The organism is Sphingomonas trueperi (assembly GCF_011927635.1).
GTDB lineage: Bacteria > Pseudomonadota > Alphaproteobacteria > Sphingomonadales > Sphingomonadaceae > Sphingomonas > Sphingomonas trueperi.
In genome coordinates this window covers 471,779-485,249 of the sequence record NZ_JAATJB010000001.1, presented here as the reverse complement: position 1 = coordinate 485,249, position 13,471 = coordinate 471,779, and the positions used below count along the sequence as shown (strand labels likewise).

The following is a 13,471-nucleotide window of genomic DNA, read 5'->3' as shown; positions in this document are numbered from 1 at the left end:
GAAGGGAGATGTTAACGCTACCGTATATCGGGGTGTTGACGGCTTACTTGACAAAAAGCGCAGACTGGCGGCGGCAGAACTGCGCCGACAAGAATAGAAGGCCGAGCCGGCCGTGCATGGGAGAGAGAGCGATGGGCAAACGGACTTGGGTGACGCGCGCAGCATTGCTGGCGAGCCTCTGCGGTGCACCGGTAATGGCGCAGGTGCAGACGCAGATCCCGCCGGTGGTGGCCGGCGCGAAGCCGGTCACGGTGCAGCGGATCAAGGTCCATTCGTCCGCGATTCAGGGCAATCTCGAGGGCGAGAGCGCCAATCGCGACGTGATCGTCGTGCTGCCGCCCGACTATGCGCGGGCACGCGCCAAGCGCTACCCCGTCGTCTATGCGCTCCACGGCTATTCGATCGGCGCCGAGCAGTGGATCAAGGAGATCCATGTCCCCCAGGTCGTCGAGGGTGCCTATGCGCTCGGCGCCAGGCCGGTGATCCTGGTGCTGCCGGACAGCAAGACGCTGCACAACGGATCGATGTATTCGAGCTCGCCGACCACGGGCGATTTCGAGCGCTTCGTCGCGCACGATCTCGTCGCCTATATCGATGCGCATTACCGCACCATCGCGACGCGCGAGAGCCGCGGCCTGGTCGGCCATTCGATGGGCGGCTATGGCGCCAGCCGCATCGGGATGAAGCATGCCGATGTGTTCGGCGCGGTCTATATGATGAGCCCCTGCTGCCTCTCGGCGCGCGACGCCAGCCTGCTCGATTCCAATGGGCTCGCCCAGATCGCCGCGATCAAGACCCGCGAGGACGCGACCAAGCTCTCCTGGGGGCTGCGCGCCACCCTGGCGGCGGCCGCGGCCTGGTCGCCCGATCCCAAGGCGCCGCCGCTCTATCTCGACCTGCCGATCGAGGACGGCAAGCAGCGGCCCGAGGTGCTGGCGAAATGGGCTGCCAACGCCCCGCTGGCGTTCGTCGACCAGTATATCGGGGAACTACGCCGCTACCGGGCAATCGCGATCGATGTCGGGGACAAGGACGGTCTACGCACCGATGCGCAGGCGCTGCACGAGACGCTGGACCGCTACGGCGTGCCCAACAGCTTCACCGTCTATTCCGGCGACCACACCAGCGCGGTGGCCGACCGATTCCAGAACTACGTCCTGCCCTTCTTCAGCAAGAATCTGGTTTTCCCGAACCAGCGCTGAGGCCGTTTCGGAGGCGACGCGAGCCGATGGCGAATCGCGTCGCGGACAGCGTCATGCCAGGTCGGACGCAGCGCCTCGGAGCCGAGACCCCGCCATTGGTCGTCGTGCAGCTGCTCGATCATGCCTCACCTTCGCCCTGCACCAACGCTGCACTGCAGCAGGGTGTTCATCATTTCCTTATCATGATCCAGCGCTCCCTGGTTACGCGGGTAATGGTGCCAGCGCCGCGGTTCCGAGCAGCGCCGGAATATGCTGGGCCAAGGCGAAATAGCCCTTGCGGCAATAGGGCCATGCCTGCTCGTCCCAGGCACGGCGATGTTCGGCGATGGGGATCGCTTCGCGGTGCGCTGCCAGCGAGTCCGCGACCTGCCCAACGGGGGCATAGCCCGTCACGATCTGCGCGACCCCGTCCTCCTGCGCGACAGCCACGGCAGCATCGACATCGTCGACCCAGCGCGCGGCCACGCCCCAGTGGCCGGTAGCACGCTGCAGCCCGTCCGCCACCGCGGCAATATCCGCCGCACCGCTGCAATGCCGACGACACGCTACGACACGCCGCACGTCCAAGCCCTGCAGGCGCACCTCCGTCTCCAGCGACAGGTCCTCGGGAGTCAGCAGCAATAGGGATGGTGCCTGCAGGTCCGGCACCGCCGGCTCGCGGATGCGGCAAAGATCCGGCACCGATGTTTCACGTGGAACATCCGCCGTCTTCGTGAGGCCCTGCGCGCGAAAGCGCCCGCCGGTCTGCACCTGAATGCGCTCCGCATTCGCGAGATACACTTTCCCGGGCGTGTGCAATCCCGCCACCCAGCGCCAGGACAGCGTATTGGAGGCAGGGTCCGCATCGACCAAATGTCGGAAGGTAAATGCCGCGCCGAGTGCCCAAGGAAGTCCAAGCGTGAAGATCCAGATCGACGCGAACTGCATCCGCGCCCAATTGTGCAGATAGCCCGTCTCGAACAATTCCCGTGCCCATGCGTCGAAGGCGTCGATCCCGGTCCGCCCTTCGACCGCCGCGGCATAGCCCTCCGGCAACCCCTGTTCAGTCAGCCGCGCACATTCGGCGCGCCAATCGTGCCAGACCGACGGATGCTGCTCCAGCCAGCCCTTCCAATAGGTCCGCCAATACAGCTCAGCGATGAACTTGGCGGCCGGCGCATAGCCATGCATGCCCAGAACCAGCTCGGCAATTTCCGCTTCGCTGATCAGCCGCCGCCGTACCGCTGCGGAGAGCCGAGACACCGCATGATGCTGCCCCTGCCCCCGGTCCTCATTGCGATGCTGGGTGTACGCCGCACCCGCATGCGGCAGAAAGGCGGCCAGGCGCGCCTGAGCCGCACTGCGCGACAAGGGGAAGTCGAACGACAGGATTGGCCCACGGCCCGGAGCAGAGAGCAACATGACGATAAGTTGCCATGCCACTCGTGAAGGTCAACCCTGCCAATAAGGACAGTGCCACCAAATCAGATACGTTCCCCGCTCAGTCGCTGACAGATCATGTCGAGCTGATCAAGCGTCGAATAGCCAACGGTCAGCGTACCGCCCTTATCGCCATGGGCAATGCGCACGTTGAGACCGAGCACGTCGCCCAAATGCCGCTCCAAGGCGGAAATATCGGGGTCCCCTTCGCTGCGGCTGTCGCTTGCCTTGCGCTTCGGCGCCGGCTTGGCGGTGCGCGCCAGCTTCTCGGTGTCGCGCACCGACAGCCCCTTGGCGACGACTTCGCGCGCCAGCTTCTCGGGATCGGGCGCGCCGATCAGCGCACGGGCATGGCCCATCTCCAGCGAGCGATCGACCACCATCTCGCGCACCGGCACCGGCAGGTCGAGCAGGCGCAGCAGATTGGCGATGTGGCTGCGCGACTTGTGGACGATCTTGCCCAGCGCTTCCTGGGTATGGCCGAACTCTCGGATCAGCCGGGCATAGCCCTCGGCTTCTTCGATCGCGTTGAGGTCTTGGCGCTGGATATTCTCGATCAGCGCAATCTCGAGCGTCTCGGCGTCGCTCAGCTCGCGGACAATCACCGGCACCTCGTGGAGCCGCGCCCGCTGTGCCGCCCGCCAGCGGCGCTCGCCGGCGACGATCTGGAAACTCTGTCCGTGTGGACGCACGAAGATCGGCTGGATCAGCCCGCGGGTGCGGATCGACTCGGCCAGCGTATCCAGCGCCTCCTCGTCGAAATGGCGACGCGGCTGGTTGGGATCGGCGACCAGCGAGCTGGTCGGCAGCATCCGCACGCCCGAGCTGCTCGTCGGATTGCCCTTGATCGGCTCTTCGGGGATGCTGTCCCCCAGCAACGCGGAAAGCCCGCGGCCGAGGCCAGGGCGGGGCTTGCGGGCGGCGGCGGGAGAATCGGTCATGCGGCTTTCTGCAATTTGGGAAGGCGGTCGATCACTTCGCGGGCGAGCGCGATATAGGCTTCGGAGCCGGCGCAGCGATGATCGTAGATCAGCGCGGGCACCCCGTGGCTCGGCGCTTCGGACAGGCGGACGTTGCGTGGGATGACGGTATCGAACACCACCCTGCCCAGCACCGCACGGACATCGTCCGAGACCTGGTCGGTCAGCCGGTTGCGGCGATCATACATGGTCAGCGCGACGCCGAGGATCGACAGGCCCGGGTTGAACCGGCTGCGGATCCGCTCGACGGTATTGAGCAGCTGGCTGAGCCCTTCCAGCGCGAAGAACTCGCATTGGAGCGGGACCAGCAACGCATGCGCCGCCACCATCGCATTGACCGTCAGCAGCCCCAGCGAGGGCGGGCAGTCGACCAGGATCACATCCCAGCGCTCGGCCCGATGGCGCTTGATCGCCGCGTCCAGCCGGTGGGTGCGCGCATCGAACTCGATCAGCTCGATCTCGGCGCCCGACAGGTCCTGCGTCGCCGGCACCACGTCGAGTCCGGGCACGGTGGTCGGCACCGCCACGTCTTCGAGATCGGCATCGGAAACGAGCAGGTCATAGCTCGAATGCTCACGATCCCCGCGGCCGATGCCGAGCCCGGTCGAGGCATTGCCCTGGGGATCGAAATCGATCAGAAGCACACGCTTGCCGGTGGCGGCGAGGGCAGTACCGACATTGATGGCGGTCGTGGTCTTGCCCACCCCGCCCTTCTGATTGGCGATCGTGATGGTGATCATCTGGCGCCTATCTGTGTTGCGACCACGATGCCCGAGTCCGGCTGCGTGATGCTGGGTTCCACGTGAAACCGACCTTGCCATTTCGCGCGCGCGGCATCCACCTCCGATTGCGCACTCCGCCCCTTGGGCAGCAACCAGACTGTGGACGAATCGGTGCAATGGACTGTGGATAACATCAGCGCGGACAATTCGGCGACGGCACGGGCGGACACCACGGCCACGGGCTGGTCCGGACGAAAGGATTCAACCTTGCTACCAATCACCGTCACGCGATCGCCGATGCCGAGCCGGTCGGCGGCGTCGCGGAGAAACTGGACGCGCTTGGTGCGCGGCTCGACCAGCACCACCGGGCGATCGGTAAGCAGCGCCACCACGATACCGGGCAGTCCCGCGCCGCTACCGACATCGAGCCATGCCCCCTCCCCGGCCTTTTCAGCAAGCGGCACCAGCTGGGCCGAATCGGTAAGGTGACGGCCCCAGAGGCTGTCCAGGGTCGAGCGAGCAATCAGGTTCTGATGCGCCGCTTCGGCGACGAGGATGTCGCCGAACTTGGCGACCAGTGTTTCACGTGAAACACCGAAGCGGTTCCGCATCCAGGCTTTGGCTTCGTCTTCGTTCATGCCACGGCCTTTCGCGCGTGCAACAAAATGGCGGAAAGGGCCGCGGGGGTGATGCCGCGAATACGCGCTGCCGCACCCAGCGTTTCGGGCGCAGCGACGGTCAGGCGCTCGACCATCTCGTTCGACAGGCCGGGGATGGCGGCATAGTCCATGTCGCCCCGTAGCCGCACCGCATCGTTGGCGCGCAGCTGGGCGACTTCGGCATCCTGCCGTTCGAGATAGGGTGCGTAGCGCGCGTCCTCGACATATTCGGCGAGCAGGGCAGCATCCGTTTCGGGGACCGAATCCAGCACATGCTCAAGCGCGACGCCGGGAAAGCGCAGCCACTCCCGCGCCGGCCGCTTCGCGCCGTCCTGCGCCACGGGCGCGCCGCGGGTGGCGAGCTGGTGCGCGGTACGCTCGACCGCGAAGATCGCGTCGAGCTTCTCTCTGCCTTCCCGGCTACGGTCGAGCCGCACCTGGCGTTCCGCACCGAGCAGCCCCAGCGCCTCGCCGATCGGACCCAGCCGTGTCTCGGCATTGTCGGCCCGCAGGCGAAGCCGGAACTCGGCGCGGGCGGTGAGCATGCGGTAGGGCTCGGTCACCCCCTGCAGCACCAGGTCGTCGATCATCACGCCGAGATAGGAGGTGGCACGATCGAGCACCAAGGGCGCAATGCCGAGCGCCAGTGCCGCCGCATTGGCGCCCGCGGCGAGCCCCTGCCCGCCTGCTTCCTCATAGCCGGTCGTGCCGTTGATCTGACCGGCGAAAAACAGGCCGGGGATCTGCGGCAGCGCCAGCGTGGATTCCAGCGCGCGCGGATCGATATAATCATATTCGACCGCATAGCCGGGCACGGTGATGACCGCCTGCTCCAGCCCCGGGATCGAGGCAATCATTGCTGCCTGCACATCAACCGGCAACGACGTCGAAAGCCCGTTGGGGTAGACCCAGTGATGGTCGAGCGCCTCGGGCTCGAGGAACACTTGGTGCCCGTCGCGATCGCCGAAGCGATGGACCTTGTCCTCGATCGACGGGCAGTAGCGCGGGCCCTGCGCCTCGATCGCGCCGGTGAACAGCGGCGAGCGATCGAGCCCGCTGCGGATGGCATCGTGCGTCGCTTGGGTAGTGCGGGTGACGGCGCAGTGGAGCTGCGGCAGCGGCCGCGTCGCATTCATGGGCGACATCGTCCACGGCTCGACATCGGAGGCCTGCTCTTCGGTGCGCGCCCAATCGATCGTCCGACCGTCGAGCCGCGGGGGCGTGCCGGTCTTGAGCCGCCCCATCGGCAGCGCCAGCTCGCGCAGCTGCGCCGCGAGGCGAAGCGCGGAGGCCTCCCCTACCCGCCCGCCTTCGAACCGCTCCTCGCCGCGGAACAGCCGGCCGCCGAGGAAGGTGCCGGTTGCGAGCACGACGGCTGGCGCGGCCAGGCGACTGCCATCGCGGAGCTGCACGCCAGCGACCTTGCTGCCTTCCAGGACCAGCGCTTCCGCCTCGCCCTCGACGAGCGTCAGATGGTCCTGCGCACGCAGCATCGCCTGGACCGCTGCGGCGTAACGCATGCGGTCCGCCTGTACCCTTGGTCCCTGCACGGCAGTGCCCTTGGAGCGGTTGAGCATACGGTAGTGAATGCCCGCCGCGTCCGCCGCGCGCGCCATCAGCCCGTCGAGCGCGTCGATCTCGCGGACGAGATGGCCCTTGCCGAGGCCGCCGATCGCCGGGTTGCACGACATCGCGCCGAGCTTTTCCAGATCGAAGCTGAGCAGCGCGGTACGGGCGCCGCGGCGCGCGGCCGCAGCCGCTGCCTCGGTACCGGCATGGCCGCCGCCGATCACGATCACGTCGAATTGCATGGCACCGCTAAACGCCTTCGGCGCGCGCTTGTCCAGAGGGGTGCGGCGGAACGCCTCATCCGTGTTCCACGTGGAACACATTATTTACCGATGCAGAACTTTCCGAATAGCGCATCGAGTACATCTTCGACGCCAGCGCGTCCGGTAATCGCATCGAGCGCACGGCGGGCGGCGCGGAGCTCCTCGGCGAACAGCAGCGGGTCGTCGAGCAGCGACGCTCGCGCCAGCGCATCGGCTGCCGCGTTGCACCAGCTGCGCTGGCGAGCATTGAGCGCGACGAGATCGGGCGGTGGCAGCAGCTCGGACGCGGCGTCCGCCATGCGTCGCCAGAGCGTGTCGAGGCCCCTGCCCTCGCGCACCGACACGACCAGCTGGTCGGCCTGCGCCGGCGCGCGACCTTCGACATCGGCACGGGCATGCACCCACAGGGCGCAGGGATGTAACGGCGGCGCATCGTCGCCCAGCCACAGCAACAGATCGGCTTCGGCCAGCGCATCGCGGGCGCGTGCCACACCGATGGCTTCGATCGGATCGTCGGTTTCCTCTGCGAGCCCTGCGGTGTCGATCAGCAGCCAGGCGATGCCTTCGCGGACCACGGGTATTTCGATGCGGTCGCGCGTCGTGCCGGCGATGGGCGACACGATCGCGGCGTCGCGCTCGGCCAGCGCGTTGAACAGGGTCGACTTGCCGGCATTGGGCGGGCCGCCCAGCGCGACGCATAACCCGTCCCGCAGCCGCTCCACCGGCGGCCGCGCTGCGACGGCGGCGATGTCGCTGCCCAGCGCGGCGGCGGCGGTCCGCAGCGCCGGCAGCGGGTCGGCACCGGCGACGTCATCCTCGTCGCCATGATCGAGTTCGGCTTCGATGCGGGCGGCGAGCCCGAGCAACCGGTTCGTCCAGTCCTCGGCATGCCGCCGCACCGCGCCGCCCGCACTGCGGATCGCCGCGCGGCGCTGCGCCTCGGTCTCGGCCATCAGCAGGTCGCCCAGCCCCTCGGCCTCGCTCAGGTCCAGCCGGCCGTGGAGCAGCGCCCGCCGCGTGAACTCCCCTGCCTCCGCTGCGCGAAGTTCGGGAAGTTCGGCGAGCGCCGCCTCCACCGCGCGCACCACGGCGCGGCCGCCATGCAGGTGCAACTCGGCAAGATCCTCACCGGTCGCCGATCGCGGCCCCGGGAAGCATAGCACCAATGCCTGGTCGAGCGGCTCGCCGGCCGCATCACGCAAGGTGCGCAGCACAGCATGCCGCGGTGCGGGGACGTTGCCCGCAAGCTGCTGCACCGCAGCAAAGGCTCGGGCGCCGCTGATGCGCAGCACTGCGATCGCCGCGGGCGGCGCGCCACTCGAGACCGCGAAGATCGTGTCCATACGGGCCGTGGTCAGCTCCCGGGCTTCTTGGTCGCGGCGTCAAACATGCCGCGCCAGAAGTTCATCCCCGCCTCGCCCATCGGCGCCCAGCTGCGCATCATCTGCTCGAAGCCTTCGGGGGTGCCGTGATTCTCGATCGCCTTCACCATTAGCTGCACATAGCGATCATGGACCGGGGTCAGGTCGGGCAGTCCCATGGCGCGGCGCGCTTCTTCCGGCGTGCACTCGACTTCGACGTTGATCTTCATGTGAACCCTTCCGCGCTTGAGCGCATCCCCGGCCGCCTGCTAGGCCATGGCCATGTATGCGCGCGACCATGCCCTGATCGCAACGCCCATCGGCCCGATCCGGATCGAAGGCAAGGAGGGGTATCTGGAGCGCATCACCATCGGCGTCGAAGGCCCCGCCAGCCACGGCAGTGCGGCAGCCGTGCGGGCGGCCGCGGAGCAGCTCGAACAATGGTTCGCCGGTGAACGGCGCGACTTCGACGTGGCGCTGGCGCCAGCGTCCACACCGCGCGGCGCGTTTCTGCGCGACGGCCTGATCGCTGTGCCGTTCGGAAAGGTTATCAGCTATGGCGAACTTTCACGCGCGCTGGGCTCAAGCGCCCGCGCAATCGGTCAGCTATGTGCCCGAAATCCCTTCCCGCTCGTTGTGCCCTGCCACCGCGTGGTGAATCAGGGCGGCGGGCTCGGCGCCTATTCGGCCGGGCAAGGACCGATCACCAAATCCTGGCTGCTCGAGCATGAGCGGCGCCTAACCGGAGACTATCTGCTATGAGCACTCTGACGATCGACGCCCTGGACGAGACCGGCAGCTTCTCCGCCTATGTCGCGCGTCCCGAGGGCACCCCACGCGCGGCGATCATCGTGATCCAGGAAATCTTCGGCGTGAACGACGGCATCCGCCAGAAGTGCGAGGACTTCGCGCAAGAGGGCTATCTGGCTATCGCGCCCGACCTGTTCTGGCGCCTCGAGCCCGGTATCGAGCTCGACGCCGATGTGCCGGAGCAATTCCAGCAGGCGCTGGACCTGTTCGGCAAGTTCGACCAGGACAAGGGCATCGCCGACATCGAATCGACCATCCAGGTCGCGCGTGCCGAACTCGGCGGCGGCAAGGTCGGTGCCGTCGGCTTTTGCCTTGGCGGCCGCCTCGCCTATATGACCGCGGCACGAACCGACATCGATGCGAGCGTCGCCTATTATGCGGTGGGGATCGACGGGCTGCTCGACGAGAAGCACGCCATCGCCAAGCCACTGATGCTACATATCCCGGTCGCCGACCATTTCGTTCCGCCTGAGGTACAAGCGAAGATGCACGAGGGTCTGGACGGTCACCCCAAGGTCACGCTGTTCGACTATCCGGGCGAGGACCATGGCTTCGCCGCCGAGCTCGGCAAACGCCGGTCGGAAGAGGCCGCGCAGCTCGCCGACAAGCGCACTGCGGAGTTCTTCGCCGCCAACCTGGGCTGAGGCCTTGCTCACCCCTCCCTGCCGAGCAGGGAGGGGTCCTGGGCATCAGAATAAGCTGGTGATGCCCGCGGTGCCAGGCGTGCCCACCCAGCCTTCGTAGATCATCTTGCACGCGACGAAGACGATCACCGCCAGGCCGAAATAGGCGATCCAGCGGTGGCGATCGATCAGCTTGGCGATCAGGTTCGCCGCGAGCCCCATCAGCGCCACCGACAGCAGCAGCCCGACCACCAGAATCCCCGGATGCTCGCGCGCGGCGCCCGCAACGGCCAAGACATTGTCGAGGCTCATCGAGACGTCCGCGACCGCAACCGCCCAGGCGGCCCCGGCAAAGCTGCGCGCCGAACGCACGCCCGAATGCTCGTCGCCTTCGATCTCCTCCGAGCCGGCGCTTTCACCGCCATGGCGGATCTCACGCCAGAACTTCCAGCTGACCCAGAGCAGCAGCAGCCCGCCCGCGAAGATCAGCCCGACGATGCCCATGAGCCAGCTGACGATCAGCGCGAAGGCGATGCGCAGCACCAGCGCCGCGCCGATGCCGATCAGGATCACCTTCTTGCGCTGGTCCGCCGGCAGCCCCGCCGCCAGCGCGCCGACGACAATGGCATTGTCGCCCGCCAGCACCAGGTCGATCATCAGAACCGAGCCAAAGGCGGCGAGTGCCGCCGGATCGCCGAGGTTGGAGAAATCGGCGACGATGTGCTGCCAGATGTCGAGCGGGGAGCCGATACCGCCCGCGGCGGCGCTGAGAAGAAGATCGATCATGCCAAAAACCCTAGCGCCCTGATCGGCGTACGCAACGCCTACGCATGCCCGAGCCGAGACGTTCCATTACCCCTAACGCAAAAAGGCCGGGCAGCACGGCCCGGCCCCTCCAAAATAGCGGTCGGAAACCCGTGCGTTACTGATTCATGCTGTCGAAGAAGTCCTCGTTGGTCTTCGAGTCCTTCATCTTGTCGAGCAGGAATTCCATCGCGTCGATGGTGCCCATCTGCATCAGGATGCGGCGCAGCACCCACATCTTGGTGAGCTTGGCCTTTTCGACCAGCAACTCTTCCTTGCGGGTGCCCGACTTGCCGACGTCGAGCGCCGGGAAGATGCGCTTGTCCGCCACCTTGCGGTCGAGGACGATTTCCGAGTTGCCGGTGCCCTTGAACTCTTCGAAGATCACTTCGTCCATGCGGCTGCCGGTATCGATCAGCGCGGTGGCGATGATCGAAAGCGAGCCGCCTTCCTCGATGTTGCGGGCAGCACCGAAGAAGCGCTTCGGACGCTGCAGTGCGTTGGCGTCGACACCGCCGGTCAGCACCTTGCCCGAGCTCGGCACCACGGTGTTGTAGGCGCGGCCGAGGCGGGTGATCGAGTCAAGCAGGATCACCACGTCCTTCTTGTGCTCGACCAGGCGCTTGGCCTTTTCGATCACCATTTCGGCGACCTGCACGTGGCGCGTGGCCGGCTCGTCGAAGGTCGAGCTGATCACTTCGCCCTTCACCGAACGCTGCATGTCGGTGACTTCTTCCGGGCGCTCGTCAATGAGCAGCACGATGAGGAAGACTTCGGGATGGTTGTCGGTGATCGCCTTGGCGATGTTCTGCAGCAGCACGGTCTTACCGACGCGCGGCGGCGCGACGATCAGCGCGCGCTGGCCCTTGCCCTGCGGTGCGACGATGTCGATCACGCGGGCCGACTTGTCCTTGACCGTGGGGTCGAGCGTGTCGAGGCGCAGCTTCTGCTCTGGATAGAGCGGGGTCAGGTTGTCGAAGTTGACGCGGTGGCGCACCGCATCGGGATCGTCGAAATTGACCTTCACCAGCTTGGTGAGCGCGAAATAGCGTTCGCCGTCCTTCGGCCCGCGGATCTCGCCTTCCACCGTGTCGCCGGTGCGCAGGCCGAACTTCCGGACCTGGTTGGGGCTGACATAGATGTCGTCGGGGCCGGCGAGATAGTTCGCTTCGGGCGAGCGGAGGAAACCGAAGCCGTCGGGCAGCACTTCGATCGTGCCTTCGCCCATGATCTGGTCACCCTGCTCGGCCTGGGCCTTGAGGATGGCGAAGAGCAGGTCCTGCTTGCGCAGCGTCGACGCGCTCTCGACGCCCAGTGCCTCGGCCATGGTGACCAGCTCGGCGGGGGCGGTTTTCTTGAGGTCCTTGAGATGCATGGAAGGTCCGGAAATTCTAAGGGGGGAGAGCGTCGATCGGCGATGTGTACGCGCAGGAGTCGATGCTTGAAGGAAGGATGCACCGGGCTCGGCACACGCCAACAAAATTAGGTAGCGGGTTGCCCCAAGTCAACTGCGATTCGGCGCAGATTACCTCGCCGAATCGCAGTACTTCTCAGAACGGCTTCACCTCGGCGAGGATGACGATGAAGACGAGCGCCAGCGCCGGTACTTCGTTGAGGAAACGCAGCGTGCGCGTCGCGATCGGCGCCTCCCCCCGGCCCAGCTTCCGCGCATAGCCCACCGCCCAGCCATGATAGCCGCTGAGCAGCACGACGAGCAGCAGCTTGGCATGGAGCCAGCCGATTCCCGCCTGGCCGTCGAACAGCCCGATATTGGCCGAGAGCGCCAGCCCGAGCACCCAGACGATCAGCATCGAAGGCGTGAGGATCATCCGCTTGAGCAGCGCCTCGCGCTTCGCCCAGGCCGCCGCCTCGGGCGTGCCGAGCGCCTCCTGGTGGTGGATCAGGTAGCGCGGGAACAGGAACAGCCCCGCCATCCAGAATATCACGAAGATGACGTGGAACGCCTTCACCCAGAGATAGGCACTGCCCAGCCAGCCGATCATGCTGCGGTTCCTCGTACGCGGCCCAGCAGCTGCTCGACATGCGCGATCGGCGTGTCGGGCAGGATACCGTGGCCCAGATTGAACACATGGGGCCGCTCCGGAAAGGCCGCGAGGATCCGATCGATCGCATGATCGAGCACCGTGCCGCCGGTGATCAGCGCCAGCGGATCGAGGTTGCCCTGTACCGGCAGTCCTTCCGGCAACACTGCGTTCGCCCATGCAGGGTCGACCGTCTCATCGAGTCCGATCGCATCGACTCCGGTTTCGCGAGCATAGGCGGCGAGCTTGCCCCCTGCCCCCTTCGGGAATCCAATCACGGGCACCAGATCCCGAACGGCGGCCACGATCCGCGCGTTGGGGGCGATCACCCAGCGTTCGAACTGGGCGGGGCTGAGACTGCCGGCCCAGCTGTCGAACAGCTGCACCGCCTCGACCCCGGCTTCGGCCTGGGCCCGCAGATAGGCGATGGTCTGGTCGGCGATGCGATCGACTAGCGCCTGCATCAGGCCCTCGTCGCGATAGGCAAGGCGGCGGGCCTCGGCCTGCTCGCGGCTGCCTTGGCCGGCAATCATGTACGTCGCCACGGTCCAGGGGGAGCCCGCAAAGCCCAGGAGGGTGGTCGAGGGGTCCAGGGAGGCCTTCACGCGTCGAATCGTGCCGTAGATGGGCTCCAGGACGCTGGAATCTGCATCGAAGCTGTCGAGCACGTCCCTCGCGGTCACCGTCGGGGCGAGTCTGGGGCCTTCGCCGGTCTCGAACCACAGCTTCTGGCCCAGCGCCATCGGCACCACGAGGATGTCGGAAAACAAGATCGCGCCGTCCATGCCGAAGCGGCGGATCGGCTGCAGCGTGATTTCGGCCGCCGCGTCGGAATCCATCGCGAGCGCGAGGAATCCCCCCTTCTCGGCACGGAGCGCACGATATTCGGGCAGGTATCGGCCGGCCTGGCGCATGAGCCAGACGGGCGGAATGGGCTGGCGAGTCCCTCGAAGGGTCGCGAGCAGCGGCTTGGATGCGCGAAGAGTCAGAGCCGGGATCCCACTACTAGAAGATTCG

The 13,471-nt window shown here is 66.7% G+C and carries 14 protein-coding genes; 3 read left to right on the top strand and 11 right to left on the bottom strand.

All coding sequences use genetic code 11. The features are described from left to right. The first annotated feature begins 131 nt into the window (after positions 1–131). Positions 132–1,202, top strand: a complete 1,071-nt coding sequence (locus GGR89_RS02270; RefSeq protein ID WP_125973126.1) for an alpha/beta hydrolase — start codon at positions 132–134, stop codon at positions 1,200–1,202. A gap of 201 nt (positions 1,203–1,403) precedes the next feature. On the opposite strand, the gene GGR89_RS02265 is transcribed toward GGR89_RS02270, so the two are convergent. From GGR89_RS02265 to GGR89_RS02235, 7 genes are all read right to left on the bottom strand, one after another. Further along, a complete protein-coding gene (locus tag GGR89_RS02265) occupies positions 1,404–2,552 on the bottom strand; it encodes an FAD-binding domain-containing protein (RefSeq protein ID WP_241217823.1) in 1,149 nt (382 codons plus the stop codon). Positions 2,553–2,665: 113 nt separating this feature from the next. After that, positions 2,666–3,562, bottom strand: a complete 897-nt coding sequence (locus tag GGR89_RS02260; protein ID WP_125973122.1) for a ParB/RepB/Spo0J family partition protein — start codon at positions 3,560–3,562, stop codon at positions 2,666–2,668. Continuing rightward, positions 3,559–4,341 (bottom strand): ParA family protein, encoded by a 783-nt coding sequence (locus GGR89_RS02255; protein WP_093296292.1) that lies wholly within the window; start codon positions 4,339–4,341, stop codon positions 3,559–3,561. The genes GGR89_RS02260 and GGR89_RS02255 overlap by 4 nt, the downstream gene beginning before the upstream one ends. Then, positions 4,338–4,961: a 16S rRNA (guanine(527)-N(7))-methyltransferase RsmG gene (gene rsmG / locus GGR89_RS02250; protein ID WP_125973120.1), complete on the bottom strand. Its 624-nt coding sequence runs from the start codon at positions 4,959–4,961 to the stop codon at positions 4,338–4,340. Before rsmG ends, GGR89_RS02255 begins: the two co-directional genes overlap by 4 nt. Continuing rightward, positions 4,958–6,793 carry a tRNA uridine-5-carboxymethylaminomethyl(34) synthesis enzyme MnmG gene (mnmG, locus tag GGR89_RS02245; protein ID WP_125973118.1) on the bottom strand — a complete coding sequence of 612 codons (1,836 nt, stop codon included), beginning with the start codon at positions 6,791–6,793 and terminating at the stop codon, positions 4,958–4,960. The genes rsmG and mnmG overlap by 4 nt, the downstream gene beginning before the upstream one ends. A gap of 80 nt (positions 6,794–6,873) precedes the next feature. After that, on the bottom strand, positions 6,874–8,157 hold the full coding sequence (gene mnmE / locus GGR89_RS02240) for a tRNA uridine-5-carboxymethylaminomethyl(34) synthesis GTPase MnmE (protein WP_125973116.1): 1,284 nt from the start codon (positions 8,155–8,157) through the stop codon (positions 6,874–6,876). Between the two features lie 11 nt (positions 8,158–8,168). Next, on the bottom strand, positions 8,169–8,405 hold the full coding sequence (locus tag GGR89_RS02235; RefSeq protein WP_010542707.1) for a DUF6489 family protein: 237 nt from the start codon (positions 8,403–8,405) through the stop codon (positions 8,169–8,171). A gap of 52 nt (positions 8,406–8,457) precedes the next feature. Between GGR89_RS02235 and GGR89_RS02230 the strand changes: the two genes are divergently transcribed. Beyond that, the gene (locus GGR89_RS02230) at positions 8,458–8,937 is read left to right on the top strand and encodes a methylated-DNA--[protein]-cysteine S-methyltransferase (protein ID WP_125973289.1); all 480 of its coding nucleotides are present in this window, start codon (positions 8,458–8,460) and stop codon (positions 8,935–8,937) included. Further along, positions 8,934–9,629: a dienelactone hydrolase family protein gene (locus GGR89_RS02225; RefSeq protein ID WP_125973114.1), complete on the top strand. Its 696-nt coding sequence runs from the start codon at positions 8,934–8,936 to the stop codon at positions 9,627–9,629. The genes GGR89_RS02230 and GGR89_RS02225 overlap by 4 nt, the downstream gene beginning before the upstream one ends. A 45-nt stretch (positions 9,630–9,674) precedes the next feature. Here GGR89_RS02225 and GGR89_RS02220 read toward each other — a convergent pair whose 3' ends face one another. The 4 genes from GGR89_RS02220 to hemE form a co-directional block, all read right to left on the bottom strand. Beyond that, positions 9,675–10,394 carry a TerC family protein gene (locus GGR89_RS02220; RefSeq protein WP_125973112.1) on the bottom strand — a complete coding sequence of 240 codons (720 nt, stop codon included), beginning with the start codon at positions 10,392–10,394 and terminating at the stop codon, positions 9,675–9,677. Positions 10,395–10,530: 136 nt separating this feature from the next. Next, on the bottom strand, positions 10,531–11,787 hold the full coding sequence (rho, locus tag GGR89_RS02215; protein ID WP_064313625.1) for a transcription termination factor Rho: 1,257 nt from the start codon (positions 11,785–11,787) through the stop codon (positions 10,531–10,533). Between the two features lie 175 nt (positions 11,788–11,962). After that, positions 11,963–12,415, bottom strand: a complete 453-nt coding sequence (locus GGR89_RS02210) for a CopD family protein (RefSeq protein ID WP_125973110.1) — start codon at positions 12,413–12,415, stop codon at positions 11,963–11,965. Further along, the gene (gene hemE, locus GGR89_RS02205) at positions 12,412–13,443 is read right to left on the bottom strand and encodes a uroporphyrinogen decarboxylase (protein ID WP_125973287.1); all 1,032 of its coding nucleotides are present in this window, start codon (positions 13,441–13,443) and stop codon (positions 12,412–12,414) included. Before hemE ends, GGR89_RS02210 begins: the two co-directional genes overlap by 4 nt. Positions 13,444–13,471: the final 28 nt, after the last annotated feature.

Excerpts from the sequence above, each read along its gene's own strand:
- GGR89_RS02270 (WP_125973126.1), top strand. The coding sequence starts at position 132 with ATGGGCAAACGGACTTGGGTGACGCGCGCAGCATTGCTGGCGAGCCTC.
- GGR89_RS02260 (WP_125973122.1), bottom strand. The coding sequence starts at position 3,562 with ATGACCGATTCTCCCGCCGCCGCCCGCAAGCCCCGCCCTGGCCTCGGC.
- GGR89_RS02255 (WP_093296292.1), bottom strand. The coding sequence starts at position 4,341 with ATGATCACCATCACGATCGCCAATCAGAAGGGCGGGGTGGGCAAGACC.
- rsmG (WP_125973120.1), bottom strand. The coding sequence starts at position 4,961 with ATGAACGAAGACGAAGCCAAAGCCTGGATGCGGAACCGCTTCGGTGTT.
- mnmG (WP_125973118.1), bottom strand. The coding sequence starts at position 6,793 with ATGCAATTCGACGTGATCGTGATCGGCGGCGGCCATGCCGGTACCGAG.
- mnmE (WP_125973116.1), bottom strand. The coding sequence starts at position 8,157 with ATGGACACGATCTTCGCGGTCTCGAGTGGCGCGCCGCCCGCGGCGATC.
- GGR89_RS02235 (WP_010542707.1), bottom strand. The coding sequence starts at position 8,405 with ATGAAGATCAACGTCGAAGTCGAGTGCACGCCGGAAGAAGCGCGCCGC.
- GGR89_RS02230 (WP_125973289.1), top strand. The coding sequence starts at position 8,458 with ATGTATGCGCGCGACCATGCCCTGATCGCAACGCCCATCGGCCCGATC.
- GGR89_RS02225 (WP_125973114.1), top strand. The coding sequence starts at position 8,934 with ATGAGCACTCTGACGATCGACGCCCTGGACGAGACCGGCAGCTTCTCC.
- GGR89_RS02220 (WP_125973112.1), bottom strand. The coding sequence starts at position 10,394 with ATGATCGATCTTCTTCTCAGCGCCGCCGCGGGCGGTATCGGCTCCCCG.
- rho (WP_064313625.1), bottom strand. The coding sequence starts at position 11,787 with ATGCATCTCAAGGACCTCAAGAAAACCGCCCCCGCCGAGCTGGTCACC.
- GGR89_RS02210 (WP_125973110.1), bottom strand. The coding sequence starts at position 12,415 with ATGATCGGCTGGCTGGGCAGTGCCTATCTCTGGGTGAAGGCGTTCCAC.